A 25,867-nucleotide genomic window follows, 5' to 3' on the forward strand; every position below is an offset into this window, starting at 1 on the left:
CGGGATTCGAAGTCTAGACCGTGAATTGACGAATTTAATGCGGATTTATGCGAATTGACGACTGTATTTTGTTGGGACTGCAAATAAAACTGTCAACTCAGCCACGTGGTGCGTTGCCAGTCGGACTCCCCGAGGTGACGACTTTAATTTGCTCTACGGACGCTGGGCGATCTGATTGCATTCTGCAACCGCCGCGGCGGCAACTGGTGGCGGCCGGTGCCGCGCATCGGACTGCTGCGGGCCCGCGTGCTGGTCGCCTGGCTGCGCCGGCACGAAGCGAGCCTCGGCGTGACCGTCGCCAGCGACGTCGATGACGTGGATCCGCTGATCATTCAGGCTGCGCCGGCGACTTCACGCGTGATGCTCGTGCCGGCCGGCACCGTGTCCACCGGCGAGACGCCGGCCGCGCTGGCGCCACTCGAGCGCGTCGACGTGCCGCTCGCGCTGTCGGGTGCCGCCGGCACCAACCGCGCGTCGGGGCTGTGCTACCTGCACGCGAAGCACGATATCGACGTGATCCGCGCCTACCTGAACCGGTATGTTGAGCAGCCTTCGACGCTGCTTGCCTACAGGCGGGAACTCGAACGGCTGCTGCTGTGGGCCGTCACCGTGCGCGGCACGGCGCTGGCGTCGCTGAACGTCGAGGACTGCGAGGCGTACAAGGCGTTTCTGGCGTCGCCCGGCGACGGCTTCAAGGGTCCGCCGGTCGCGCGCGCGTCCGGCCGCTGGCGGCCATTCGCACCGGGTGGATTGTCTGTCTCGTCGCAGCGCTACGCGACCCGCGCACTGCGCGCGGCGTTCGACTGGTTCGTCGACGTGCGTTATCTCGCTGGCAACCCATGGCGCGCGGTGCGTGACCCTCGACCTGTCAAACGTGCGACGGCGATGAAGATCGAGCGCGCGCTTCCGGCGACCTTGTGGGCAAGCACCCGTGTGTTCGTTTCCGGTCAGTGCGAAGGCGACGGGCCGGATGCGCCGCGCTGGCGGGCCGCGCACGCGCTGCAGCTGCTGATGGGTGACTCCGGGCTGCGTGTTGCGGAGGCGGCCGCGGCGACACGCGATTGCCTGCAGCAACTGCCGGCCGATGGAGACATGGCGGACAGCTGGCAGCTGGCCGTCATCGGCAAGGGCAACAAGGAGCGGATTGTGCCGGTGAGCGCGGCATGTGTGGCCGCGATCGCTGCACACTGGGCCGACCGCGGCGAGGATTTCGGCGACGCGGGTTCGACCCGTGCGCTCATTGCGCCGCTGGTGATTCCGCCGACGCCTCGCGCGCAACGAAAATTCGGCACGGCAGCGGAGGAGGGCGCCGACACCGAACACCAGTCCACGGATGACGCCACCGATCGCAGCAGCGAACAGGGGGGCTATTCGGTGCGCGGCGCACGCGGCCTGATTGCATGGATGACGCGGGAGTTGCTCAAAAGGATGCCGGATCTGTCGGAATCCCAGCGCGCGCAGCTGACGCGTACATCGCCGCACGCGTTCCGTCACACGTTCGGCACCCAGACGGTGGCGAGCGGTGTGCCGCTCGATGTGACGCAGCGGGTGATGGGGCATGCATCGGTCCAGACGACGACGGTGTACGTCACCGCCGAGCAGCAGCGCATGCGGCGTGAGCTGGGGGCGTATTTTGGGAAGCTGGATCCGGCGCCGGTGGCCGTGCCGATGTCCCATGCGATGACTGAACCAGGACCTGGGCTACCTAACGATGGACTGTCTGTTGTCCTGAAGCAGGATGACGCGTCGATGCGCACAGCGACGGTCGTCCTTTCGCTGCATATCGAAAACAACAGTAAATTCGTCCGCGGCCGTACACGTGTGATCGGCCACATCGAGCACTGGATCCTCGAGGACTACGAGGCACGAAAAATATCCGGCAATGAATACGAACTGAAGGTGCCGTACGAAACTGACGACGAGCTGGGCGATCTGATGGCCGGGCTGCTCGACGAAATCCAGGCCGCGGCCGATGACCGGCACTGCCACTCTTCCAGTGAGGCGAGGCTTGCCGGCAGCGACAGGATCTGGGACTGATCGACAGGTGTTGAGGGAAGCCGTTAAAAAGGCCGGGAAGTAGGCACGCAGCGGGGTATCGTTTTCCTGTCTACGAGACGGGAGGCAACATGCGCTGCACAGTCATTCGTGAGTCGATGATGGCGATGGAGCGGTGGTCCGGCGCGTTGAGGTAATGCGGCTTCAGGGCTACGGGGAATCCGGCATCGGGGGCGTGGGACTGTCCGGCAGCAACGTCCGTCGTGGCCCTGGCAAGGAACTTCCCGGCCTTTTTAACGGCTTCCCTCAACAGCAACAACGGTCGTTCGTGATCTGCTGCAAGACTGGCGTCCATTCCAACTGGGCGACTGGTGGACGTTGGACTCGATTGAAGTCTGATTGCCTCATCGCCGAGACTCATCATAGACGCGACGACAATCCTCAATGCGAGGCCAATTGTCCCTGATCCATGATGTAAATCCCTCGAGGGCAGGCAGCATACCTGCGCCCATTTCCGTCAGCTCATACTCGACGCGCGGCGGCACCTCGGGGAAGTAATGGCGTATCAACAGCCCGTCTCGCTCCAGATTGCGGAGGGTCAGCGTCAGCATGCGCTGAGTGATCCCCTCGATACCGCTCTTGAGTGTCGAAAAGCGGAGCTGGTGCCCGGGTGCCACTGCAAGGTGCGACATGACGAGAATAGTCCATTTGTCACCAAGCCGCGCGAGAACGCTATGGGGAGCGCACGGTGCGAAACGGGGGCCTTGCTCGGTTTCGGTGTAGCGTCGGCCGTTTATCGATTTGTCCAAGCGTATCACCCGTGTGCCTGAGGTTGAAAAATGTGCCGTCTTCCGACCGGTTGCGCGTGAGTATATATTGGTAACCCTTGTTCAAACACGAGGTGTTTTATGTCTGATGGCAAACAGTCGATCCTGGTCTTCGGCGCGACCGGCCAGCAGGGCGGATCGGTCGCCACTGCGCTTCTGAAGGCGGGCTGGCCCGTTCGCGCGCTCGTTCGGAATCCAGCTTCATCAAAATCGGTGGCGCTTCGCAACGCGGGCGTCGAGCTCGTGGAAGGCACGTTCGCACACACCGACGTTATCCGAGCTGCGATGAATGGTGTCCACGGCGTCTTTAGCGTCCAACCGAGTTCACCCGGAGGCGTTGTGAGCGACGAGGATGAGGTGTGCTTCGGCGCCGCCATCGCTGATCTTTCAGTCGAAACCGGGGTCAAGCACATCGTCTACACCTCCAGCAACGCCGTCGGCGACCAGTTGACCGGAATGGGTCACTTTGACAGCAAGGCCCGCATCGAGGCACATATCGGTGCGTTGCCAATTACCGCGACCATCATTCGGCCAGCGACTTTCATGGAAATGTTGGTAATGCCGGGCTTCGGGCTGGACGAAGGGCGCTTCAACTTCTTTGCGAAGCCGGATCAGCGGATTCAACTTCTCGCAGTAGAAGACATTGGCAAGTTCGTTGCCGCAATCTTTGCGGATCCGGTGCGATTTGGCGGGAAGACACTCGAAATCGCGAGCGATACGGTCACGGGGCGGGACCTGGAAGCTCAATTTACGGAGGCGGCCGGTCGCCCCATTACCTACGCTCGATTCTCTGACGAAGTCCTGGAGGCTAACCACTTCCTCAGGAAACTAACGGAACTGCTGGACGAAGGACGCCTCGCGGGCAAGGCAGATCTTGACGCTTTGCGGGAGATAACCCCCGATCTGCAATCCTTCCGTTCCTGGCTTGCCGGAAGCGGCCGCGAGGCATTCAGGGAGGCACTAGGAACGGCCGGCGCATGGGCCTACGGTCACGCATGAAGGCTTTACTAATGCTTATGGCTAGTGTTGAGGGAAGCCGTTAAAAAGGCCGGGAAGTTCCTTGCCAGGGCCACGACGGACGTTGCTGCCGGACAGTCCCACGCCCCCGATGCCGGATTCCCCGTAGCCCTGAAGCCGCATTACCTCAACGCGCCGGACCACCGCTCCATCGCCATCATCGACTCACGAATGACTGTGCAGCGCATGTTGCCTCCCGTCTCGTAGACAGGAAAACGATACCCCGCTGCGTGCCTACTTCCCGGCCTTTTTAACGGCTTCCTTCGACACCAAGGGTGACAATTGACAGATTTGAGGCGTGGGCAATTGAGCACGCAAGGAATTGGGGATTCATGAAATGAACAGGATAGACCTCATTAACCAGCTCGCGGCAATTTCGCAGTCGGATGACATCATTGAGCTCACGGCGGCGCTGATTGATTCGCTATCGTCCTCCTCTCCGGGCGTGGAGATGCTTGATCCGATTCTCCGTTTTATGGAGAGTCATCCGGATTGGGATTTCGGGCTGCCGGGACCGCTAGTGCACTTTGTGGAGAAGTTTTACCGGCGCGGGTACGAGGAGGAATTGCTTAAATCGGTGCAGCGTCGGCCCACTGCGCACACGGCCTGGATGTTGAATCGGATCATCAATGGCGAAAAAGATGCGATTACGAAGGCTAAGCTCATAGGTGTCATGCAGAACGCGTCTCAGAATCCCTCCATTGATTCCGCGACCCTCGAGCGAATCAATCACTTCTTGTCATTACATCAGCAATAGCAGTGTTTGCGTGTAATCGTGCGATGGCACTAGCACGCTCGGATATTGAATGTTGGCGACACGGTGATAGCTAGCCGAACAACTCTGACGATGACGAAAAGCGACAGACCCGGCGTGAGCCGGGTTTGTCGTATGTAGATTCAGCTAATTCGATATCGGTGTCGCGCGGGAGCGACCTGACGAACCCGAATGCGTGGCGCTGGGGAACCGGGATGTCGGACTTCCGCTACGACGTCAATGGACACCTGCAGCAGGTTATTGTTCACGGAACCGACAGTCAGGGCAGGCCCCTGACAGATACCACCGCAGACCACACGATCAGCTATACGACCGATGCGCATGGCCAGGTACTGCAGCGCGATGACGTTGCTGCAGGCGGCGCCCTGACGGTAACGGAGCGGTACTACTACCTGGACGGTAACCGGATTGGCGACATCAGCAACAATGGGCCTTCGTATCCGGTTGGAGTTCGATTTCGATCCGCGCCAATGACAGGCACGCGCTACGCAACCCGATTGGACACCGCTTCGCTATTTCTCGAGATAGTGAGTGGGCGACGCGCCAAGTACGCGCCGGAATAGCGCAGTAAACGCACTCGGACTGCCGTAGCCGAGATCCAGTGCAACGCGCGTGACGGACTCTCCGTTGCCGAGACGGTTGATAGCGGCAAGCAAACAGGCCTGCTGACGCCACTCCGTAAAGCTCACCCCTGTTTGAGCCCGGAACAGCCGCGTGAAGGTACGCCGACTCAGGCCCGCGTCGGCGGCCATCTTGTCGATATCGACAGCAAGCGACGGATGATCGATCAGGTGTCGACACAGGCGCGCCAGACGAGGTTCTTCGGGTAACGGCGTATTGAGCGAGAGCGACGGCATGGCGGCAATTTCATCCAGCAGCAGGGACATGATTTTGCCCGCCCGTGCATCCAGTTCGTAGAGCGCCGGCAAGTCCACGGCCTCCAGCAAAAGATTCCGCAGAAAGGGCGACACGCCGAGTACCCGGCAGTCGTCGGGTAGTCCCGCAATGCGGGCGGCTTCAGGAATAAAAAACGCGTTCAGCATGGTCACCGGACCGCGCATATGCATCTGGTGAGCGATGCCCGCGGGTATCCAGCACGCCCGTTGTGGCGGAACGACCAGGTTGCCACGCGAAGTAAACACGCTAATCGTCCCGGAGGCAGCGAATGCAAACTGCCCGCGGCGATGCGTATGAACTGTAAAAGTCGACGCCGCCGGGTAGTCGTTCGCCGTCACGACGGTGGGCCGGGCGATGTCCTCGTAGGGACCGAGCAAAGTATTTGTCAAACGCCTTAAAGTTGTCCGAAAAGTGACCTAAAAGCGTCTAGTCGATGAATCTGGAAAGATTTGATCCGTTTATATTTATATCAATCAATGGATTATCGTTAAATTGACGTAAAGTAGTCCGGCTCAGTGTTAAGAAGCGATGTGATGCTGATCCGAGCGCCATGCGGCAAGGTCAGCCGGGCGTGCGAGAGCCGGATGCAGGAGATAGGACCTGTACGGTCTCATGAAGGACTCAAGGCGACGCCATATCCAGGCTGACGTAGTGAGATCCTGCTGTAGCCAGATTATCAACTGGTCGGTCCACGTGGTGTATGGGATCGCAAGCGGTCGATCCGGGCTATGTGCGAGCCATCCTGACAGACCCAGTGCAGGCGAGGAGAGGTCGCGGACGCGGCTGCATGTGCGAACGAGGCCGAACCAGCTAAGATGCCAGCCGATGGCCACTGCCGTTTCGACAGTGACGGCATTGGTGGCGATGGCGAAATGCTGACGGCAGAGGGTATGCCAGGTCAGCATATCGATGTTGCGAAGCGCGTGCCCAAAAAACGCGTCCCGAAATTGCAGGAGCGCCGATTCGAGCGCAAGAAATCGTTGCGTGAAATGAGGCCGGTTTATCTGGCCGAGGCGGGGTCGGCTGGACGCGGCCAGATCAGGTTGCGGAATGGGTGTGCCAGTGCAGGGGTGGGGTGGTCTTGCCAGGAGTTCCATCATAGTCGGCGGCGGCGCCTCGTAAAGACGGTTCGACATGTGCAGGTGCGCCGTGCGGTGAACCGATGCTGCGCGATTGTCTGGTACTGCTACGAACTGGCCCGTCAGGGAGTCGTGCTTTCGACGTGGGAGTCTGGAAAGACGCACGGTGGATTCGGCAATACATGTCTGCCACCTGTGCAGATTCCGGGCAGGATCCCCCGATATCGGCGTGCATTGCCCAGCAGGCAGGTGCAGCGCCGGCACCCATTTCCCGCCGCATTGTGCGCACGCAAGTGGATGTTCAGCCATGTCACCGTGGAGCGCGTATCGAATTGGTTTTGCACACCGGGGGCAGCCGCGCCTGAGGGAGCGTTGATGCAGGGGGCAACGCGAAATGAAGCGCCACTGAAACCATGTTGCATGAAAACCCTGCTGGAGGCATTCGCGGCAGTAACGCAGCTCGGTGCTTGCGACAACGAGCCCAGGGGTGCCGTAACAAAACGCGGCTGCTACGTCTGAGGCAGATATCTGTAGCAGATCGCCCAGGCGCGTTGGCTCGAACCGGTCGGCGCGACGCAGATCCAGACCGTTCGTGGGGATGTCCGCCGGCGCCCGGAGGAGGATCAGATCGGATAATTCGTGCAACGTTAACCGGTTGCATAACGAAAACTTTGACAGGCGCATCCATATGGATTCGCCGGCGGAGCTCCATTCAGGCCGTGCCGTGTAGCGCGCTTCGGCGGTGTCCGCTGCCTGCCAGAGGATCGGTGTTTCGCCACCTTCATGGAGGGCCTGGCGCATGATTCAACTCACTGGCTGATCGCGGACAACGCGGCGCCGCCGGCTTTTTGTGCCAGGACGTACCGGCTGCGTTCGACCATCGATGTCCAGAAAGGGGGATCGAAGGTTAGCGTTGGACTATCGTGTGCACTGCTGACAAGCAGGGAGGCTTCGGCGGCTGCGGTGAAATATTTCATGGGGATTTCGACCGGTCCGTCCAGCTGCGCCTTGATATGGGCATCCTCGAAGGCATGCCACAGGGTGCTGGCCGAGTCCAGCATACGCAAGCCGGCGTCATAAGCCTGAGGAACGTAGAAGCGTGTGTAGCACCAACCGGATGCCTCAGGATACTCGCCCTGATCGTATGCTTTCAAAACGGCCCGACATTCCGCCGCAGAGCTGATGCCGCGAAACGCCAGCTCTTCGACCATGAATCGCGCGACGATCTGACCTTTGTCCTGAGCCTGAAAGGCAGATTTCTGTGCGACCAGCTGGGATTGACCCACCAGGAACACGAACAGGCGCAATCCGTTGTTTTCAAGTTCATCGTGCAGATCCCGCAACCATTCATAGTGAAGTTCATGCAGATTCTGGGCTTCGTCGGCAAACATCACGATCCGCTCATCACCCTTTGAATCGGCCACCTGTCTGAGCTTGTGCAGGAGCCGTCCGCGCAGGGCAGCCCGGGAGGCACCGCTTTGCGCCGGATGATTTGCAGCGTGCAGCAGGGCTGAGAAAAAACTGTTTTCGGAGGGTGTCTGTGAACGGGTGCAGCGCAACCTGTAGATGGACAACCTGGGGTGTCGTCGCTCAAGATCACGACGAATGAACTCGATAGCATAGGTCTTCCCGATACGCGGTCGCCCGTGGATCAGCGCGCCCGTGATGTACAGCAGCAGGCACTCGTCGATCAGGGTTCGAAAGGCCGCGATCGATGGTGTCGGGATTCGATAGGTACGACGGCCGATCGGATGATTCTCCAGACTTGCGGGTCGCTGCTGGACAGTAGGCATGGATCTGCTCGCATCATCGGTTCTGGACGGTGAGATCACCGAAGTCGATCAAGGTCTGATCGTCTTCTGATCGCTTCGATCGGGCGACGGAGGGATCGTCTGTATGGGCGGGCGCTTCCATCTGTGCGAGCTGCATCATCACTGTCGCGTCCCTGCGGCTGCGTCTGGATCGGTGACGCTGCGATTTCGAGAGTAGTTGAACCGGATCCTGTTCACCAGAGAAAACGAACCGGCCGAGTCGGCGTTGACGCAAAATAAATTGGCGCAGGCGCAAGGTATGACGACTGTACCGCCAGCCGTCGAGTACGCTCAGCCGACCCAGCTCCGCCCCATTGGTCAGATACGCCCATGCTTCACGCATGTCGGTGGGATTTGGATAAACCCGAACAGACTGACGCAACAGCCCGGTTGTTCGCTGGAGGACTTCGCTGCTGTAGCGCGCGCCATACAGGCTGATATAAGGCGCGGTGCCGCTCGCGACGCTACCGCGGACCGTACAAAGATGGACCGACTGAAGCTGATGCAACCGGGAACGCAGGAAAGTCGGCAGGGTTCGAACCGGGACAGCGTGATGCGCAAGGGACAGGCGGAGCGCTTCAAGCGGAGTTCGTCCATTCAGGCCATCGTGCGGCGTACAGTGGTAGTTGGCGATGGTGACATCCAGCAGCTCTTCGAGCTCGTCAATCGTGATCAGCTGATCGACAGCCGTTTGCCGGCCTTTCTTGCCGGCGGGATCATTGGGGTGGCGTCCTGTGGTGCCGTGTACCCTACGGGACATCCGGTCGGTCAGCGTCAGGAAAAAGCGCTCTATAAAGGGGCGCCCCGTCGGTTCACCAACCGGGCCTGCTTCCATCCGGCAGCCGACGAACTCGCAAACGGGAGTGAAGGTCTCTTCGGTCAGGTGCGAGGCCGCATTGTCGACCTTCAGGACGTCCCAGCAGGCGTAGGCCAGTTCAGGCAGCTCGGAGACAAATCCCGCGCCTTCCCGGTAGCTGAGACCGGGAATCGTGAGCTGATCACGTTTGCGCCGCGGACGTAGCGCGTCTTGCAGCGTCGCGAGCACGTCATGGTGATCATATTCGGATGCCGGAACAACATGCCATCCAATCACAGCGCGGGTGCAGACGTCGATCATCGTTATCACAAACAGGCGCTCGGTTTCGAGATCGACACTGACACCGGAGGGTTCGGTGAAGCGCACGCGCAGCCGCAGGTCGAGTTTGTGGCCGTCAAGTTCGACCACGGAGAATGGTCTGGCCGTCGCTTCCCAGGCGCCATTGTCACGGGGCATGCGCAGAGGGATACGATCCTCGAGCCGGCGCTTGACCCACCTTGCGAAAGAGCGATATCCCTTCGTGTCCTGGTTAAGCGGGTAGTCCGCCTCAGTCAACCCGGCGTCCAGGCATGCCGCGATCAACCTGGAGTGCGTCTCGGTCAAGCCGTACAGCCGATCTGTTCGCGTCAGTCCCAGGCGGTGGCTGCCAATCTGCCGTTCGATGATGCGGGGGAGTTGTGGCAGGCGTTCGAACAGTTGACCGACTGCGCCACTCAAGCCACCGTGCGATGTTCGACGATCCGCCCGCTTGCTACGTCGATAGGCTTTAGCGCGCGCGTGCGGAATGAGTCCCCGGAAGCCGTTGATCCGGCCGTCGGTGTGTGCGCCAAGGCAACGCGCCAGCAATCGCGAGAGGAAGCTGGCGTCGATTTTATGGGCTCGCACGATATCCGCGACCGGCACACCGTTGAGGTAAGCCAGTACGGCTTGTTCGCGTTGATGATAGATCGCCCGTCGCGATGAATCGAGCGCAAGCGGATCCACCGATGGCCACAATCGAACGTCAGTGAGCGGTTCCGGGATATCGCTACGCCGCATGATGGGCGGCTTTCGAATATTGCTGTATCCGTGAGTTCAACGTCCAGGATTGAGCGACCAGATCAGCGCTCACGAGATGACCCGCGTGCAGGCCGGCAATAGCGGCGGTGCGGATCAGGACCGGATCGTGTCGCACGAAGTGCTGCTCAAGGTCGAGAAAGGAGGCTTCCGGATCGAAGAAATTGACGACGTCTCTGGCCAGGGACACGTCAATCAGACGCATTCCGGTATTCAGATAAGGTAACAGTGCCATCCAGTTCTGGATCCAGATGCGATGCTCATCAAGATCGATTGACCGGATGATCTCGATGGACAGCGAGGAGAGAGCAGCGGGAGGTCCGTCCCCGGAAGGCGCCTGTTTATCGGTGTGTCCGAGCGCCAGATATTGAGGCCGGCCATCTCGCAGTAGCCAGAAGTCGACGCGGCAGTCATGTTGAGCAGATACGGTGGCAGGACGTTCGCAGTATGTCGTGACAGCAGGATTCACTTCGAGCATGACCCAGAGCCGGACCTGGTCAAGCGAAGTGAACACCAGTGCACGCTTGAGCTTCGGCGACCACACATGATGAAGCGTCTGCTTCGGCAGTCGGGAAACGGGTAGGGGTTCGGGTGGGTTCACGATGCAATTCCGGACCAGCGACATGAGTCTACTTTAGGTCAGATTCAGCAAAATGGACAAATTTATGGCGATCGAAATCGACATCAAATCGTCCGGCGCGGCCCGCTGCGCCTTATAAACTGGTCCGCGGGAGTGGACAACTTTATGTCATTTGACAAGTAGCGTCGAAAACATCTCTTGGACCATGCCGTTGGGCCCTTGCTGCACGTGCATAGTGGCCATCGCGCCGAGCCGGTTATCGGTTGACGAAATCGAACCGGTCTCTTGCAAGAAAAACGGGTATCGAAATGGGTCGATGTCCTCAGCTCCCCGCAGTCCAAACTGCTGACAGTGTGACATGTACCTGAACACAGCCTCGCCACTCGGGTCAGCCACGTATCTCCAATAAACCTCGCGCAGTCCGATTAAAGTCGTGCTGCTTTGCGCATGTGCTAGCGGAACCCCTAATAAGCTCGCAAGCGTGATCAGGATGAGTTTGTTTTTCAAGAGCGTGTGATTGCTCACGTCGAGCGTGCAGTGAACAGGGCTGTATGACGGCGAGATGGCCGGGGCAAGCGTTGTGATTACGCTATAGGGGAGCGAAGATTAATTGTCGCCCATCTGGATACCGATGTCGAATGACTGCTCGCGGCCGCACTCCGTCCGACGACGACAGGCACAGGGCGACCCTGACGCGACCTTCGACTTGCTCCAGAGTTGACATTCAGAATACAAAAGCAGTTTCAGTCTCCACTGTGATTACTAGTCATTGGGCCGATTGAAGGGCATTGAACAACAGGTTTCGATTTAGCGCGAACGGAGGCTCTGTGGCTGATATTGGCAAGGCGAACCAATGATGAATCGGCGATAGTCCTGCAAGCTCAACTGCTTTGGCGTGCGATGTGTTACGCGCCAACGCAGTTGATGTGAGTGTAGACCAAAGAGCATTAAAGTCTCGCAGTGCCTCTCGCGGGGAACCAATATTCTGTGAGCCCACCGATTGCCACGAATTAACCGCACCAACTTCTGCGAACGAAATTTCTTGACCAAAACCACTCAGGTATTTGATTCGTGAAATTTGTGAAAAAAAACTCGCACCATCCGTTGCTGCACATAGTGCATCAACACAAGAAGACGCAAATTGCACAACGTCTTGGGTCTCCCCATAAAATCGCGCCCCGAAGAAAGCGTCACCAAAGAATGCTTCGAATGCAATCTCTGTCGCGCCTGCAAGATAGTCACTTACTTGTGCCTGGATTGGACGCGTATGTTGCGGAAATTCCCATGCCTTTTCCCACATACCATTTTTGGCGAACTGTCCCAAGCTAGGTAGAGCCTTGAATGCGGGGTGACTAATCATAAATATTCATAACTCGCGTGGGTGGTTCGAAGCTAACTTTTGAATGCCAGTTGCTAGCGGTCATTTTTCAATGTGGTGAACCAGGTCAAGCCCGGGCATGAGGGAAATTTCTTCGAGCAATGCGATGATCTGTTGAGCCTTTCCAGTGCGTATTCGCATTGGTCCGCCCAAAAAATGCGCGCGGAGCAACCGTTGGAACAGCGATCCGGGGCTGGGGATCGATTCAGATTGTCGGCGATTCTCCCACCTGTGTCGACCGGCCGGTTCTGGCCGCATAGAGATGGATACCCGGCGCCCCACGACGGCGGACACCGGTCAGCGCCGAGCTTCCGCAGCGGACATACCGCAGCTACCCAACTACACCGTGTCGCAACGCAGTTCAGATTTAGCGTCACGACTTAAGCGAGTCAACGCCACACCATCGGGAGAAAAATTTTCCTTGCGCAACCATGCTTCTATTGCCCGGCGTCGGGCTGGCCATTCTTCGGCGAGTATGGAAAACCATGCAAGGTCCACTTGATGTCCCTTGATCAGAATTGCTTGACGCCACACTCCCTCGTGAACAAAGCCAAAGCGTTGCGCCGCCCCGATGGAGGCTGCGTTTCGTGCACTGCATCGCCAAACCAACCGTTGGTAACCAAGAGCGTCCAGTGCATATCGCATCAACAGAAAGATCGCTTCGGTCGAGGCGCGTGATCGCTGCATAAGCGCGGAAAACCAGATGCTTCCGATTTCTATAGCGCCGTCCTGGGGATAGACATCACACAGTGAAAGCCAACCGTTCACCTCCCGGGTTCCTGAATCTCGGACGGCCCAAAACGGCTGATGATCACGGGACGAAAGGTCTTGAACGACCTGCGACAGAGACGCCCTCGTTTCGAACGGTCCATAGCGCAGGTGATCGAAGCTGCGATCGCTTCGCGAGGCGGCAGCCCAAAGGTCATCCAGATGCTCGGCAGAAAGTGGCTCCAAGGCCACGAATTCTCCGGCGAGCACAATTTTCTCCGGAAACGGGTAAGGGGTTCGCTGCCGCATGTTTTACTTCTACAAAAAATGATTGGCTGGTCTTTTATGACACCACCGCCGATTGTTAACGATTTAGGGTGCCATGTCGAACGTCTCAAACTGGCCGCACAGTGCCCGATGTCGACCGGCGGCACGCGACCCACTGCGGACCTACGGCGCTAATCGTTCGAATGGCGGCTTCTGGAGACTCAACCGCCGCTGACGCGAACATCGCGGCTGCGGTGCTGTCTGTCGAAATGCACAGTAGTAGATAGTAGAGGCTTCGAATCTACAGGCAGCCCACCATGGAATAACGTCGGTGTCGGTGTCGGTCTGCAATCGCTCATGATCGTCGTATCGCAGCGCTTCCTGGAAAGGGATTTTATGTGCGAGTGAACCCAGGGCTCAATTATGCTTCGCGCTCGCATAGGGTGGCTTCGATCCAATCGAGCACCGCCGATACACGTGTTAGGTGACGGACATCCGGATGGGTCAGCGTCCAGATTTCCCTCTCGAGCAGCGAACCACCGTCAACCTCGACACGCACAATGCTCGAAATACGATCGGCGACGATACAGGGCAGTAGCGAGCGTCCAAGTCCGGCTTGGACGCTTTGCAGAAGGGGTTCAGCGTCGTTGACCGCCACGGCCGCGAAGCCGGCACCGCGCACGGCTGCATTGCCGATCCACTTCGCCTGTGGAATATGTGCCATCCCGTCTTCATAGGTAACCCACGGAAGTTCGTGCGGGTCGCCCTTTTGGGACGCGCACGCATACACGGCATAACGGAGCAATCCGATTCGACGGGCAAACACGCCATTACCGACCTCTTCCCCCGGTCGGGCGAGACGCACTGCGACGTCAGCATCGCGACGGGTTAAATTCAGGTCACGCGAATCGGCAATCAGATCGATTCGCAGATCGGGGTATCGCACGAGCAATTTGGGCAGCGCAGGTATCAGAACCCGATTGACGAGGATCGGCACGGAAGTCACGCGCACCGAGCCACGGACGGCAGCATCAGCGCCTTTGACGACCGCATTCAGACCGCAAATCTGTGCCTCGACAATCTCCGAACGCACGACCACGACTTCGCCGGCTTCGGTCGGGCGCATTTGACCGTCCATCGCACGCTCAAACAATCTCGCACCTAGCGCCGATTCAATCGAGCGCACCCGGCGCGCTACTGTTGTGGGGTCGGTTTTCAGCCGCCGCCCGGCCCTGGCATAGGAACCATCGCGGGCGACAGCGAGCACGTACTGCAGATCATTCCAGTCGAGAGCGGGCATTTTTGCAGGTCGAAGCAGCAATTTTTCGGCTTGAGGCTGCCATGATGCCGCACTAAGCTTGACGCATCCACCTGAAAGGAGATGCAACGATGCTGTTCGCGGTTCTATTCGAAGACAACGACACCTGCGCGACCGAGGTGCGCAACCAATACATGCAAGCCCACCTCGACTTTCTCGCGAAAAACGCATCGATGATCAAGGCCGCTGGGCCGCTGCGGCAGAATGAAGACACACCGGCCGGCGGCCTCTGGCTGGTCGACGCGGATGCTCCCGGTGTGGTCGATGAATTGGTCCGGAAGGATCCATTCTGGCCGACTGGCTTGCGCCGCTCGGTGCGCGTACTGACATGGAAGCAGGTCTTCGCCGACGGGTCCCGTCTCGGGACGTGACCATTGTGTGACGTCGCCTTGCGTAACCTCGGTTCTGGGAGAGCTGCTGTCTCAAGGCTCCCCCAGCGTGCCCCGAACTTACTGAGAGCCGCTCACGTTTTATCAGGTGTTCTTCATGTCCATCCCTGACAGTTACAAACGCCGTGCCTTTGTAGGCACGGCGTTCGCCGTTACGACCACGCTCGCCTTTTCTGCCAGCGGGAAAAGCGCAATTTCGACATCGGCGCGAGAACGACTAGGTGCCGTTGCGTTCGACGCGTTCACGCTTTTCGATCCGCGGCCCGTAGGGGCGCTTGCGGAACAGCTGTTTCCGGGTAACCGCGGAGCGCTATCGCGGACTCGCGCCGTCAAGTTGCCTGGTCCTTGCTGGCAAGGGTCGCAAGTTTGCGATGAACACCAAGCGCCGCATAAACGAGGCCGGGGAGCAGGTTGATTACTCTGCGTGTGACAGCTTGCAGTCCCACGTCACAAAGCTCTACAGGGATGCGGGGATACGCGGTGGATCGTCCCATTCGGGCCGACGCTCGTTTGCCAGTAACCTCGTTGAGCAAGGCCACGATATTGAAACGGCGCAGCAGCTTCTAGGCCATGCCGAACTGGACCACGTTCGGCCCTATCTGGCCGTGTCCGATAAAAAGCTACGGCAGATGTTTTGCGAAGTGTTATGAGAGCCATTTGACGCGAGCATCCGGCGCGGCCCGAGCCGAACAAATTAGACTTGAACCGGCTCACTAACAGCTGGAGCTTTGCGTCAATGTACACACTCGTATTTACATTGCGCGTAAACTGGTCTATAGTACATCCATCGTACACACGCAGTAGAGGATGACATGCAGACGACTCGAGTTTTCAGGAATGGCAACTCTCAGGCCGTTCGTATCCCCGCCGATCTTGCCTATGAGCGCAGCGATGTTGAACTTGAAATTGAGCGCGTAGGTGACGAAATCCGTATTCGCCCTGCCCGCCGACCGCTGATTGGCGTGCTCAAGAAGTTTGCCAGGTTCGGTCCCGACTTCATGGCTGAGGGGCGTGGTGAGCAGGAGCAAGCTGAACGTGAGGGCCTGTAATGCCGCGCTTCATGCTCGACACCAATATGTGCATCTACCTGATGAAGAACCAGCCTGAGCGCGTAGCAAAGCGTTTCGCGGAGTGCTTCGTCGGTGACGTGGTGATGTCCGCTATCACATATGCCGAGCTTGAATACGGCGTCGTGGTTTCTGACAACCGGGCGAAAGAGCGGCGGAACCTCGCCGCATTGATTGAGGACATTCCGGTGACTCCGTTTGATGCGGCGGCGGCAGTAGCCTATGGTCCGATTCGTGAGGCTACGCGGGAGCGCAAGAAGGACCACTTAGACAAGTTGATCGCCGCACATGCGGTTGCGCTCGACGTTGTGCTTGTCACGAACAACACAAAAGACTTCACCAGCTATCCGGGTGTCAAGCTCGAAAACTGGCTGAACGATTGACCCCGGAAAAAGGGACGCGAATCATGGATCAGCAGAAAAACGTGGCGCACGATCTGAAAGACGTGCTTCGAACGATTGAGTCCGCAAAAAACGCTGTGGCGGGCGAACTTGGCAAAGGCGGCAACCTGCCCTACGCCTACACTCAATTGCAAGAGGCACATCAAAAGTTGACGCGTGCGTTGCGCAATCTCGGGTAGGAAAACAAAGTGCGAGACGAGATGGTATTCCCCCACGTGCCGCTCCCGGAGCAATTGACCTACGAGTTTCTAGGCACGTTTGCTCGTTGTGAATACGCGTTGAAGTGTTCGGGATTCGCAAAGGGCGGTCAAAAATCCGTCGAAGCCGACTGGGACAAGTTCGCAATCGATATAGCGTGGCACTTTTCACGCGTGAAAGCGGAAGATTTTAAGGAATGTGTTGAATATCTGCTCCGTGAGCCACCCCGCAAGCAGGTGCTCAGGGATGGACATATCGAGTGGCAAGAATCGGCGCCCGATGCCAACCTCCCGAGGTCGCAGCAGACCCTGTTGATGGTGCGGCGGGTACGAAACAACCTTTTCCACGGAGCCAAGGTCTGGTCGCCCGAGCGCAGCGCCGACCGCGATAGAGACGTACGGCTCGTTTCTTCGGCCTTGATCGTCATCAAAGGCTGCGTCGCGCTCCGCGAAGGCGTGCAAGATGCCTTCAGATTTGGCATCTTTTAACGGACCGGAATAACCTAGGAAAATTCGAAGAACAGGAAAGAGCCGATGGCAAGATACTTCCATGTCGATCGCCGAGCGCGGTTCGTCGCTGGGCAAGCAGTCGAGTTGAGCAGGCCTGACCTCGCTGCAGTCCCTGACCTGGCTCAGCATTTCAATGGCCTGTTTCCCGCTGGCGTATCCGCGCACGGAATGCAGTATCTAAATCTCGACGTGAAAGCGGGCAACGGAGAACCTGCTACGGAGCTAATCTGGGAATATGTGCGTCGTGCCCATTTTCCTGACCGGCCTTCGCGCTTCACAGCAACGTGCGCGTGGAGAGATCTGGATGAGGCCCGAGCATGGCGATCACGGGCCGGTATGCCCAATGCGAAGATTTGGACGTTGGGGGCGGCAGAGGGATTTATCGCGAATATGAGCCTCCTGCATGTCGGTACATCTACCCTGCGGGCGTCTCAGTTCGCGCACGCTTACTGGGCCGGTGAACAGGGTCCCGAGTTGGACGGAATGCCTCCGCCCTGCTGGGAGGTGTTGCTATGTGGCCCGATCACTGTCGGCGATGAAGTATAGGAAAATTCGGGAGCCGACGTGGAGAGCGCGGAATGAAGCTTGTTGACGCGGTTTACACGGTAGTGTCCGGCGCATCGATGCCGGTCACGCCGCAACACATTCGAGACGAGATCAAGCGTCGATACCCGGAACTCTACGGAACGGACGCTGCAAAGCGAAATGTTGAAAGGCGAAACTTCAACGACCTCGATCACGCTCTGCTTTCGCCGATTTACAAAATTTGCACGAAGGACGATCGCTACTTTGTCGATCGATCCACTAAGCCATTCAGCGTATCTTTGGCGTCAATTTCTGCGGTTGAGGACGCGTTGGACAGCGACGTAGGCGAAGATTTCGAGCAAGAGGTGGGAACGTTGTATGTTCTCTCGACCGGCGTTTATACGCGTGATGGGAAAGCTATCGTGAAGATCGGCTTCACGACCCAAGAGCTTTCGCTGCGCATTAAGCAACTCTACACGACCGGCGCTATGTTTCGCTTCGAACCCGTCGTGTCGTATGAAGTGAGGGGATACGACCTGTTGGAGCAAGCCTTGCATCGCTTGCTCGCGCCGTTTCGACTCAACGAGGCACGGGAGTTCTTTACCGACGAGGTGCTACCGTTTGTTGAGGACGTTGTGAATGTTCACCGACGTATCCAGGGGGCCCGGTCTACGGCCTCTCGTTCATAGGAAAATTCATGGCGCTTGCATTTGATCCAGGCCAGACAGTACGTCTCATCCGTGAGGCCTTTGATGACGAGACGGGATACAGCTTTCCCGCTGGTTCCGTATGCGAGTTCGCGCAATCCTTGGGCGGGGCCCGATGTGTCGTGGAAATCGACAAAGCGCTCGGTGACCCATTGGATCATGGTTGGACTCCGGTGGTCGTCGACATTGAAATTCTGGAAGCGATCTGAGCAAGGAAAATCGGAAAACGAGATGGACGACGAGAGTGTTCGCTACGGAGGTTGGATGGATGTGAACGGACAATAGAGTTCGACACAAAACAATAGTCTTTGACACGAGACAATAGAGTCTGACACAAGCATGCGTGCCGCTTACATGGCTGCGTCGAGCGCCCTGCATCCGACCGGGTTCGGCCAGGAGGAGACACTCGACGCAACCACCTGAATCGTCGACAATCATCGACAAGAACTGTGTCTAGGTTGACCGAGGCGGCATACACCATGATGGACAAGAATAAAGGAGGACCGGGTGACGCAAACAATCGGTGAACTTCCCGAATCGGTTTACTCCGAAATTCGCGATGCATGTGAAGCCGGAGATGCTGACGCAAAAAGACGAGAATACGAATCGGCGATCGGCCACTACAGCAGAGCGTGGCAACTAATTCCAGATCCGAAAAATGCGTGGAACGCCTCGACGTGGATTCTTGGCGCGATTGCCGATGCGTGCTACTTGGGTGGGTTCTTAACGTCTGCAGAAGACGCGTTGCAATACGCGATGACCTGTCCGAACGGAATCGGCAATCCCTTCTTGCACCTTCGTTATGGGCAGGTGTCTTTGGATAAAGGCGACGAGGCGCTCGCGGCAGATGAACTAATGCGTGCCTATATGGGAGCCGGTGTCGAGATCTTCGCGAACGAAGACGACAGGTATCTAGCCTTTCTTAAAATGCATGCCACTATCTAGCAGTTGGATTTTTCACGGTGGCTGCGCCCGAAAATGTTGACAATCGTATGCATGCAAGCAGATTGAATGGCCGTTTTTGGATGTGTTAGGTGGCCGCTCGGGGTCGTCCTGCGCCGGTCGTCGTCGGGCTGAGGTCGGCCACAAGCGGTCGCTCGACAGATGTGGCTAGATTGCTGACAATCCCGAGACGGCAGGTAGGTGATTTACTCCGAGTAAGCGCCAATAGCCAATGGAAGGACGAAGGACATTTCAACTCAATCTACGGTTTCGACGTCAATGAACTCACTATCTTGGGACGATATTTTTGTCGATGCGGCACAACTTGATTTCGGGAATCTCTTGGCGCAGTGGCCGCGCTCGGTCAACGGTCAGGTTAGGCCGATAGGGGCATCCGTCTTCGGCGACCTATTCTTTGAGCAGCGGTCAGGGAAGGTTGAGAAAATTGATGTGTTGGAGGGCGGACTTCACCCTCTTGCAGACAGCTTCAGGGAATTCTCAGCGCTGATGAATTCCCGCGACTGGCAGGAGCAGCACCTTCTGACTGAGGGTGTTGCTTTGTTGAAAGACAAGGGAGTAACCCGAGCCGTCGGTCAGTTCTTCGGATTTGCTCCGCACCCTTCCCTCGCGGGAAGGATAGTTTGGTCAACTGTGATGCCGCTCGACGCAGTCGTTTGGAACTCGATTTGCGCACAAATTTTGTCTGGTCGTAGCTGAGCCCTTTCGCAGAATGGCTCTTGCGACCACCGGAGTGTGAGCATGTGTTTGCCGTGGTGCGATATTTCCTCGTCGATTCCGACATGAGCCGTATTTCAGGCGATAGTCAGTCCACGCTCTGGGCCCTGAACGGCCGCTTTAGCATGATCCAAGACCGGATTGGGTCCCGAACTCAGTCGGAGACGTCGAGCGGTAATCGGCCAGATGTGGAGATTAGTCCAGTGGGGCGAGCGCATCCAGTCCATCCGGAAAGCCTGACGCTCCATTGAGTTTCGTAATGTTCCATTTTGTCGGGTCGTCCCACTCGTAATCCATTCGATAGGAAAACCGGGAGTTGGCACGAAGGAGGCCGACACAGAACTTCCTCCCGTTGTTCGATAACGCGTCGCGCAGTTGAGTTCCGATGCGCATGATGCCGTCAATGAAATCGCGATGCTGCGTCGTGGAGATTAACTGAACGCCGCTCGTCGTAGCGTAGGAGGCCCGGACACCATGCTGAAAATCGCTCGGCGCGTCAAAGCGAATATAGACCTCGCTCCAACCCGAAAACGTAATCTGCATTTGGCCGATGACATGTTTAGCTAGCGCAATTACGAGTTCTGTCGCGTGATCGTTCATTGACTTTGTCTTGGCGTGGAATCCAAAGCGAAGCGTAATTTGGGGAGGGGTCAGTCGTCAACAATGGCCGTGCAAAAAGCAGGATGAAACGGCCGCTTTCGGGAGAAACGACTGTCGCCTTGGGGTCGGGTATTGTCCTTCGGCGGTTGGCGCAGACTGGCTCTCCCTTCACTTGAAAGGAGAGTCGTCATGGAAGCGACTGTCAACAGCAACGCGCCACGCGTGCCGTGGAACAAAGACAAACTCACCGGCCAGAAGTCGCCGCTGAAGCTCAGGGAAATCTGGGCTATTCGAATCCGCCTGCAACTAGGGGCGAAAACTCGTGATCTGGCGATGTTCAATCTGGCGATAGACAGCAAGCTGCGAGCGTGCGACCTGACGAAGCTGCGGGTACGCGACATCTGCCTGGGCACTCGCGTAGCTTCCCGGGCGACTGTCATGCAACAGAAAACTCAGCGACCGGTGCAATTCGAGATTACAGAGCAAACGCGGGATAGCGTGGAAAGCTGGATCAGGTCAGCAGGGCTGTCTCCCTCAGACTTCCTGTTCCCGGGCCGCATTCACGCGTCGCCCCACCTTTCGACCCGCCAGTATGCAAGGATCGTCCATCGTTGGGTGAAATCGATCGGACTTGACGACACGGCCTACGGCACGCACACCATGCGTCGAACGAAAGCGTCGCTGATTTACCGCCGTACCAAGAATCTCAGAGCCGTACAGTTACTGCTTGGCCATACAAAACTTGAGAGTACGGTCCGATATCTCGGCATCGAGGTTGACGACGCCCTCGAGATGGCCGAACAAACGGAGGTCTGACCGGCAGTTCGCCGGACAGATTGACGCTGTCCGGCCAGGAAGAGTCAATCGACATGGAGGCGTGGATCGTTGACAATCCGAAGTCAGCCATCTAACCAAAGCATTTATCGCAATGCCATGATTTCAATACCTGCCAATGGAATTCTCCTCCGGGACTTTCGACGGGATGACTTATCGCAGTATCAGATCCTCCGAAGTGATCCGAAATTTCAGCGCTTTTATAGCGAAGAGGATTCTGCGCCAGACAAGGCCAAAGAACTCCTCCGCATGTTCATTTCACAACGCGACGAAGCACCGAGGACGAAGTATCAACTGGCGGTTGTGTCGGACTCTGGTGACCTAATGGGCTCCTGCGGCATTCGAATTGAATCACCCGGACACGCATCGATCGGTTGCGAGTTAGGGCGGCGATGGCATGGGACGGGCGCTGCACGCTACGCCGTGGACGCCCTGTTGGAGTTCGGATTCCTCGAACTGGCAGTTCAGCGAATCTTCGCGGAAACGATTTCGGAGAACAAGGCAGCAATAAGACTCTGCAAAACCGTTGGAATGCGCGTCGAATCAGAACATGTCAATGATCGGCACTTCAAGGGCCGGGAGTGGACTACGACAGTCCTCGCCATCAGTCGGAACGAGTGGCAGGTCGATCATGCTCGGCGCGAACCTCGCCAGGGGCGTCATCCCAATGGCAGTTTTTTGAAATTGTAAATACCGCATTCGAGTGGCACACAGTCTGTCGCGTCGTGCAGACGTCGGCCGGTTTGAGACATTCGACGCAGCCGCGCCAATCGTTGACAATAGCGGGCCGCCAGATGTGTTCGTCGATGAAAAAGCCTGCGGCAGCTGAATTCAAAGCGACGATTCGGACCTTACCGTACGCCGTCCATTGAGAACATTTCCCCGGAAGAACACTATGACGTCTCTAAGTTATGAAGCAGCAGGAGTTGATTACGGTGTGATCGATCCGCTAAAAATCGCCGCACAGGAAGCGGCGAAAAGCACTGCGGGAAATTTGACGCGTCATGGCTTCCGGGAACTAGAAGAATCCAGAGGGGAGTCTGCGTACGTGGTCGATACAGGATCGCTCTTGATCGCATCGATTACAGAATGCCTCGGGACGAAAATTCTGATAACAGATGAGGTCTACCGGGCGACCGGGAAAAGCCACTACGCGGCGATAGCGCAAGACACGCTCGCAATGGCCATCAACGATCTCGTGACCGTCGGTGCGACGCCTGTTTCTGCTCATGCGTACTGGGCGGCAGGTGGCAACGAGTGGTTTGCCGATGCCAGACGAGCAAATGACCTGGTTCAGGGGTGGAAGGCAGCGTGCGACTACTGCGGAGTAGCATGGGGCGGAGGGGAAACCCCGAATCTATCCGGGGTCGTCGTTGATGGTCGTATCGACCTCGCTGCTTCTTGCGTTGGTATCGTTGCAAGCCGCGAACGCTTGACGCTGGGAAAGAACCTCGCCATCGGCGATGCGATCGTATTGCTGGGATCGAGCGGGATTCATTCCAACGGCGTCTCACTTGCGCGCACTCTCGCGGCCTCCCTTCCCGGGGGATACGCCACGCCGATTGAAGATGGGCGTACGTTTGGAGAAGCGCTACTGGACCCAACGGTGCTCTATTCGACCGTGACGGAGGCGATTTTCAAAGCGGGGATTCTCCCGAAGTATTCGGCAAACGTAACAGGTCACGGTTGGCGAAAACTCATGCGCCATGCTGGCGACTTTTCTTACGACATTCATAGCATTCCACCCGTTCCCGCTGTGTTGAAGTTCATCTGTTCAGCGGGAAAGCTAGACGTCAGAGAGGCATACAGCACGCTGAACATGGGTGCTGGTTTTGCTATTTTCACGGCTCCCGAAGATGCACCTCGTGTCGTAGCGATTGCAGAAAGTCTAGGCGTCACGGCCCTCGAAGCGGGCCGTGTCGAAGCTGGACCAAAGCGCCTCCGGATCAAGCCTTTGGATATCGAGTTTGCAGGCTCCGAACTGACAGTGAGAGCGTAGTTGACCATCTGAGGGGTGGTAGCGACTGGCGCGAGGTGATTAGCCTATGATCCACCGGGCGGCTCTGCAGGTCCGCTGTCTGAATGACCGGTATGTGGCAGCGCAAAGGTCCGCTCAGGGTCGGACTCAGCCGGTCGCGTCGGGCGGTAGCCGGCCAGGAACGGCCGGTCGACTCCCACGGCCGAATCGTCGACAATCGTTCAATGCCACCTCTACCAATACATACGACCGCCGGTGCCCCATGCGACTAAAAATATCGAGGATCGGGCGTGGGTTTGCAGGAGCCATAGTTGCGCTTACAGCGACTTCAGCAGTTGCGCAGCTAGCTGGGCAATGGCTATGGGAGACACCGCCCACGGACTGCTCAAACGGACGTGGAGTCTCGTTCAATCTCGTTCGAGATGGTTCCGCCCTGTCGGGAACGTGGGAGGAATTTTCTACCAAAGTTAACGGTGGAAGACTTTCTGGCGTGATGCTGGACGATCGTTCGGCGCTCGTGAGCATATGCGACGAATCTGGGAACGGCCTATATCCCTCTTGCCCAGACTATGGACGAGAATTTCGATATCTGACGCTGCGTCGAGGAGAACTCTGGGTCTTCGCGAATAAGAGAAATCAGAATGTCGAGCACGCGCAATTCATCCCCTACTTAACTTTGGCACCGGATACGCTGCGTCAACGCGCCCTCGGTCACGAGCGGCTGGCAGCGATAATCCGTAAAAATGGTGGGACCCTGGACGGGCTATTCTGCAACGAAACCGCGTGGCCTCGATACATTGGTGGAAATCCTGGTGATGATCGGCCCATCGCAATCGACATACCGAAAGCAATGTCCGGATACTGAGCAGCCGGTTGATGGCTGTTGATAGCGGCCAGGACCGGCCGGTCGGCGTTGCCCTGTAGATCGTCAACAGTCACCGGACGAGTAAGAGCCCGTTACATTTCGGGCCAACGTTCGAGTCAACGGGCCACGCCCTCTGACGTTCCTAGACATACGTATGGCTGGCTTTGTCAAACGTCTTGCAGCCTATCGACACGGCCGCAAATGGAGATTCCACGTGTATCGATCAAGTCGTGTCGCATGCTCTCTGCTGGTGTTTCTAGGTGCGGTATCAGTGTCAATTGCCTCGGCCGAAACACAGGGTCTCAAGTCTATTCCGCCCGATTCAGGCATCGGGGCCATGCCAGAGCGTGAGCTTGTAAATACCCCCGTACCTTTAGTGCAGAAAGGACGACTGGACATTGAGACCCGGTCGGGCGACTTTAAGTTACCGGTTGCGGTATCGCGGGATTGGACCAAGCCACAGGACGATGTTACCCGTGCCGTCATCGTGATCCCTGGCTGGCCGCGGCGGGATCTTCGCTCAGGAGAGCACGCCGCAGAAGTGGCGGGAGCCGCAGCGCGCACAACTGTCATAGTCACGCCTCAGTTTTTGACGGCGCGAGATGTCACCGCACACAATTTAGCGGACAACGTTCTCAGATGGGGTGAGGACGACTGGAAGGTAGGAAATCTATCTCAGGACACGGCGGCGATCAGTTCATTTCAAGTCGTCGATGAGATTTTCCACCGGTTGGCGGATCGTGCGATATTTCCGAACCTCAACACTATTGTGCTTGCCGGGCATTCAGCAGGGGGGCAATTTGTTCAGCGCTATGCAGTTCTTGGAAGAGGCGAATCTGATCTTGGGGACGCCCGGGTCCATGTCCGGTATGTAGTAGCAAACCCTGCGACGTACCTTTATCTGACAGACGAGCGCCCCGATTCCAACGGGGACTTTGCGCCTTTCAACGCAGCTTCGTGTCGAGCGTTCAATCGATGGAGTTACGGTCTGCAAGCTGGCATCCCTGCCTATTCGCCTCGACCGGGTTCAATCGATGAACTCAAGACACGTTACCTCCGACGCGACATCATCTATCTCCTCGGGACCGCAGACAACGCTCCAGACGGGGACGGCCAGGATCAGTCATGCGCTGCCGAGGCGCAGGGTGCGAGCCGTTATGCCCGTGGACAAGCTTTTGATGCCTACGTGCACATACTTGATCCCCACACAACGCAGCGAGTTTACGAGGCTCGTGGGATTGGGCATTCCAGCTACCGAATGTTCTCATCGCTGTGCGGGCAGGCGGCATTGTTCGATAAGCCGGGTTGCGACTCGGCATCGGAATGACCGCTTCGGAGAATCGTGGTTGTCCCTTGTGGGTCGACTACGGCCGGTCGCGTCAGACGGAGCGTCAATCGAGCGCGTCAATGGAAGATTAGGTGCTTGATGGCGCGATGCCGCCGCTACTGGGTTGTGTCAAACTCTTCTGTCGCAAGATGCCTATGCGAATTGAGTTGGGCTGTGTTTGTGTCGAACTCTATTTCGTCTGGCAGTGACGCGCGCGTCGCTAGGTGGCTGATTTTATTGTCTGCGTTGTGTCAAACTCTATTGT

Annotated in this window: 27 protein-coding genes; 17 read left to right on the forward strand and 10 right to left on the reverse strand. The window is 57.6% G+C overall.

What is annotated here, in order from left to right:
* The first annotated feature begins 162 nt into the window (after positions 1–162).
* A complete protein-coding gene (locus tag FNZ07_RS12835) occupies positions 163–2,037 on the forward strand; it encodes a tyrosine-type recombinase/integrase (protein WP_091020316.1) in 1,875 nt (624 codons plus the stop codon).
* A gap of 362 nt (positions 2,038–2,399) precedes the next feature.
* On the opposite strand, the gene FNZ07_RS12840 is transcribed toward FNZ07_RS12835, so the two are convergent.
* Positions 2,400–2,804, reverse strand: a complete 405-nt coding sequence (locus FNZ07_RS12840; RefSeq protein WP_091020386.1) for a winged helix-turn-helix transcriptional regulator — start codon at positions 2,802–2,804, stop codon at positions 2,400–2,402.
* 99 nt (positions 2,805–2,903) lie between these two features.
* Here FNZ07_RS12840 and FNZ07_RS12845 point away from each other — a divergent pair, with 99 nt between their 5' ends.
* Together FNZ07_RS12845 and FNZ07_RS12850 are read left to right on the forward strand one after the other, a co-directional pair.
* Entirely contained in the window at positions 2,904–3,821 is a 918-nt protein-coding gene (locus FNZ07_RS12845) for an NmrA/HSCARG family protein (protein WP_091020320.1), read from the forward strand.
* A gap of 355 nt (positions 3,822–4,176) precedes the next feature.
* Positions 4,177–4,596 (forward strand): hypothetical protein, encoded by a 420-nt coding sequence (locus tag FNZ07_RS12850; RefSeq protein ID WP_091020325.1) that lies wholly within the window; start codon positions 4,177–4,179, stop codon positions 4,594–4,596.
* 530 nt (positions 4,597–5,126) lie between these two features.
* On the opposite strand, the gene FNZ07_RS12855 is transcribed toward FNZ07_RS12850, so the two are convergent.
* The 8 genes from FNZ07_RS12855 to FNZ07_RS12890 all read right to left on the reverse strand — a co-directional run bounded on the left by FNZ07_RS12855 (position 5,127) and on the right by FNZ07_RS12890 (position 14,507).
* Positions 5,127–5,900 carry an AraC family transcriptional regulator gene (locus tag FNZ07_RS12855; protein ID WP_091020328.1) on the reverse strand — a complete coding sequence of 258 codons (774 nt, stop codon included), beginning with the start codon at positions 5,898–5,900 and terminating at the stop codon, positions 5,127–5,129.
* Between the two features lie 129 nt (positions 5,901–6,029).
* Complete coding sequence (locus FNZ07_RS12860; protein WP_091020330.1) at positions 6,030–6,647, reverse strand: hypothetical protein; 618 nt, start codon at positions 6,645–6,647, stop codon at positions 6,030–6,032.
* A gap of 752 nt (positions 6,648–7,399) precedes the next feature.
* Positions 7,400–8,383 carry an ATP-binding protein gene (locus FNZ07_RS12865; protein WP_091020333.1) on the reverse strand — a complete coding sequence of 328 codons (984 nt, stop codon included), beginning with the start codon at positions 8,381–8,383 and terminating at the stop codon, positions 7,400–7,402.
* Between the two features lie 13 nt (positions 8,384–8,396).
* Positions 8,397–10,202, reverse strand: coding sequence for a DDE-type integrase/transposase/recombinase (locus FNZ07_RS12870; RefSeq protein WP_170275745.1), 1,806 nt, complete (start codon positions 10,200–10,202; stop codon positions 8,397–8,399).
* Positions 10,203–10,245: 43 nt separating this feature from the next.
* Positions 10,246–10,875 carry a hypothetical protein gene (locus tag FNZ07_RS12875; protein WP_143098182.1) on the reverse strand — a complete coding sequence of 210 codons (630 nt, stop codon included), beginning with the start codon at positions 10,873–10,875 and terminating at the stop codon, positions 10,246–10,248.
* Between the two features lie 745 nt (positions 10,876–11,620).
* Positions 11,621–12,178: a hypothetical protein gene (locus FNZ07_RS12880; RefSeq protein WP_143098183.1), complete on the reverse strand. Its 558-nt coding sequence runs from the start codon at positions 12,176–12,178 to the stop codon at positions 11,621–11,623.
* Between the two features lie 393 nt (positions 12,179–12,571).
* Positions 12,572–13,249, reverse strand: a complete 678-nt coding sequence (locus FNZ07_RS12885; protein ID WP_091020343.1) for a GNAT family N-acetyltransferase — start codon at positions 13,247–13,249, stop codon at positions 12,572–12,574.
* 379 nt (positions 13,250–13,628) lie between these two features.
* The gene (locus FNZ07_RS12890; protein ID WP_170275746.1) at positions 13,629–14,507 is read right to left on the reverse strand and encodes a LysR family transcriptional regulator; all 879 of its coding nucleotides are present in this window, start codon (positions 14,505–14,507) and stop codon (positions 13,629–13,631) included.
* An 89-nt stretch (positions 14,508–14,596) separates the two neighbouring features.
* On the opposite strand from FNZ07_RS12890, the gene FNZ07_RS12895 reads away from it, so the two are divergent.
* From FNZ07_RS12895 to FNZ07_RS12940, 10 genes are all read left to right on the forward strand, one after another.
* The gene (locus FNZ07_RS12895) at positions 14,597–14,896 is read left to right on the forward strand and encodes a YciI family protein (RefSeq protein WP_091020347.1); all 300 of its coding nucleotides are present in this window, start codon (positions 14,597–14,599) and stop codon (positions 14,894–14,896) included.
* 389 nt (positions 14,897–15,285) lie between these two features.
* On the forward strand, positions 15,286–15,564 hold the full coding sequence (locus FNZ07_RS12905) for a tyrosine-type recombinase/integrase (protein WP_245811753.1): 279 nt from the start codon (positions 15,286–15,288) through the stop codon (positions 15,562–15,564).
* 162 nt (positions 15,565–15,726) lie between these two features.
* Positions 15,727–15,963, forward strand: coding sequence for a type II toxin-antitoxin system VapB family antitoxin (gene vapB, locus FNZ07_RS12910; protein WP_091020349.1), 237 nt, complete (start codon positions 15,727–15,729; stop codon positions 15,961–15,963).
* Positions 15,963–16,364: a type II toxin-antitoxin system VapC family toxin gene (locus FNZ07_RS12915; protein WP_091020351.1), complete on the forward strand. Its 402-nt coding sequence runs from the start codon at positions 15,963–15,965 to the stop codon at positions 16,362–16,364. The genes vapB and FNZ07_RS12915 overlap by 1 nt, the downstream gene beginning before the upstream one ends.
* 23 nt (positions 16,365–16,387) lie before the next feature.
* Positions 16,388–16,561: a hypothetical protein gene (locus FNZ07_RS33615; RefSeq protein ID WP_170275747.1), complete on the forward strand. Its 174-nt coding sequence runs from the start codon at positions 16,388–16,390 to the stop codon at positions 16,559–16,561.
* A 9-nt stretch (positions 16,562–16,570) separates the two neighbouring features.
* On the forward strand, positions 16,571–17,068 hold the full coding sequence (locus tag FNZ07_RS12920; protein WP_143098185.1) for a hypothetical protein: 498 nt from the start codon (positions 16,571–16,573) through the stop codon (positions 17,066–17,068).
* A gap of 599 nt (positions 17,069–17,667) precedes the next feature.
* The gene (locus FNZ07_RS12925; protein ID WP_091020358.1) at positions 17,668–18,303 is read left to right on the forward strand and encodes a GIY-YIG nuclease family protein; all 636 of its coding nucleotides are present in this window, start codon (positions 17,668–17,670) and stop codon (positions 18,301–18,303) included.
* 8 nt (positions 18,304–18,311) lie between these two features.
* Positions 18,312–18,530, forward strand: coding sequence for a hypothetical protein (locus tag FNZ07_RS12930; protein WP_091020361.1), 219 nt, complete (start codon positions 18,312–18,314; stop codon positions 18,528–18,530).
* A 298-nt stretch (positions 18,531–18,828) separates the two neighbouring features.
* Complete coding sequence (locus FNZ07_RS12935; RefSeq protein ID WP_218161349.1) at positions 18,829–19,266, forward strand: hypothetical protein; 438 nt, start codon at positions 18,829–18,831, stop codon at positions 19,264–19,266.
* A 276-nt stretch (positions 19,267–19,542) separates the two neighbouring features.
* Positions 19,543–19,980: a hypothetical protein gene (locus tag FNZ07_RS12940; protein ID WP_091020363.1), complete on the forward strand. Its 438-nt coding sequence runs from the start codon at positions 19,543–19,545 to the stop codon at positions 19,978–19,980.
* Positions 19,981–20,193: 213 nt separating this feature from the next.
* On the opposite strand, the gene FNZ07_RS12945 is transcribed toward FNZ07_RS12940, so the two are convergent.
* Positions 20,194–20,598 carry a hypothetical protein gene (locus FNZ07_RS12945; RefSeq protein WP_091020365.1) on the reverse strand — a complete coding sequence of 135 codons (405 nt, stop codon included), beginning with the start codon at positions 20,596–20,598 and terminating at the stop codon, positions 20,194–20,196.
* 189 nt (positions 20,599–20,787) lie between these two features.
* On the opposite strand from FNZ07_RS12945, the gene FNZ07_RS12950 reads away from it, so the two are divergent.
* From FNZ07_RS12950 to FNZ07_RS12965, 4 genes are all read left to right on the forward strand, one after another.
* Positions 20,788–21,414: a tyrosine-type recombinase/integrase gene (locus FNZ07_RS12950; protein ID WP_091020367.1), complete on the forward strand. Its 627-nt coding sequence runs from the start codon at positions 20,788–20,790 to the stop codon at positions 21,412–21,414.
* A gap of 117 nt (positions 21,415–21,531) precedes the next feature.
* Positions 21,532–22,122 carry a GNAT family N-acetyltransferase gene (locus FNZ07_RS12955; RefSeq protein ID WP_091020369.1) on the forward strand — a complete coding sequence of 197 codons (591 nt, stop codon included), beginning with the start codon at positions 21,532–21,534 and terminating at the stop codon, positions 22,120–22,122.
* Positions 22,123–22,327: 205 nt separating this feature from the next.
* Complete coding sequence (locus FNZ07_RS12960) at positions 22,328–23,431, forward strand: AIR synthase related protein (protein WP_091020371.1); 1,104 nt, start codon at positions 22,328–22,330, stop codon at positions 23,429–23,431.
* A 1,115-nt stretch (positions 23,432–24,546) separates the two neighbouring features.
* On the forward strand, positions 24,547–25,602 hold the full coding sequence (locus FNZ07_RS12965; RefSeq protein ID WP_143098186.1) for an alpha/beta hydrolase: 1,056 nt from the start codon (positions 24,547–24,549) through the stop codon (positions 25,600–25,602).
* Positions 25,603–25,867 lie beyond the last annotated feature (265 nt).

The organism is Paraburkholderia megapolitana, assembly GCF_007556815.1.
Classification (GTDB): Bacteria; Pseudomonadota; Gammaproteobacteria; order Burkholderiales; family Burkholderiaceae; genus Paraburkholderia; species Paraburkholderia megapolitana.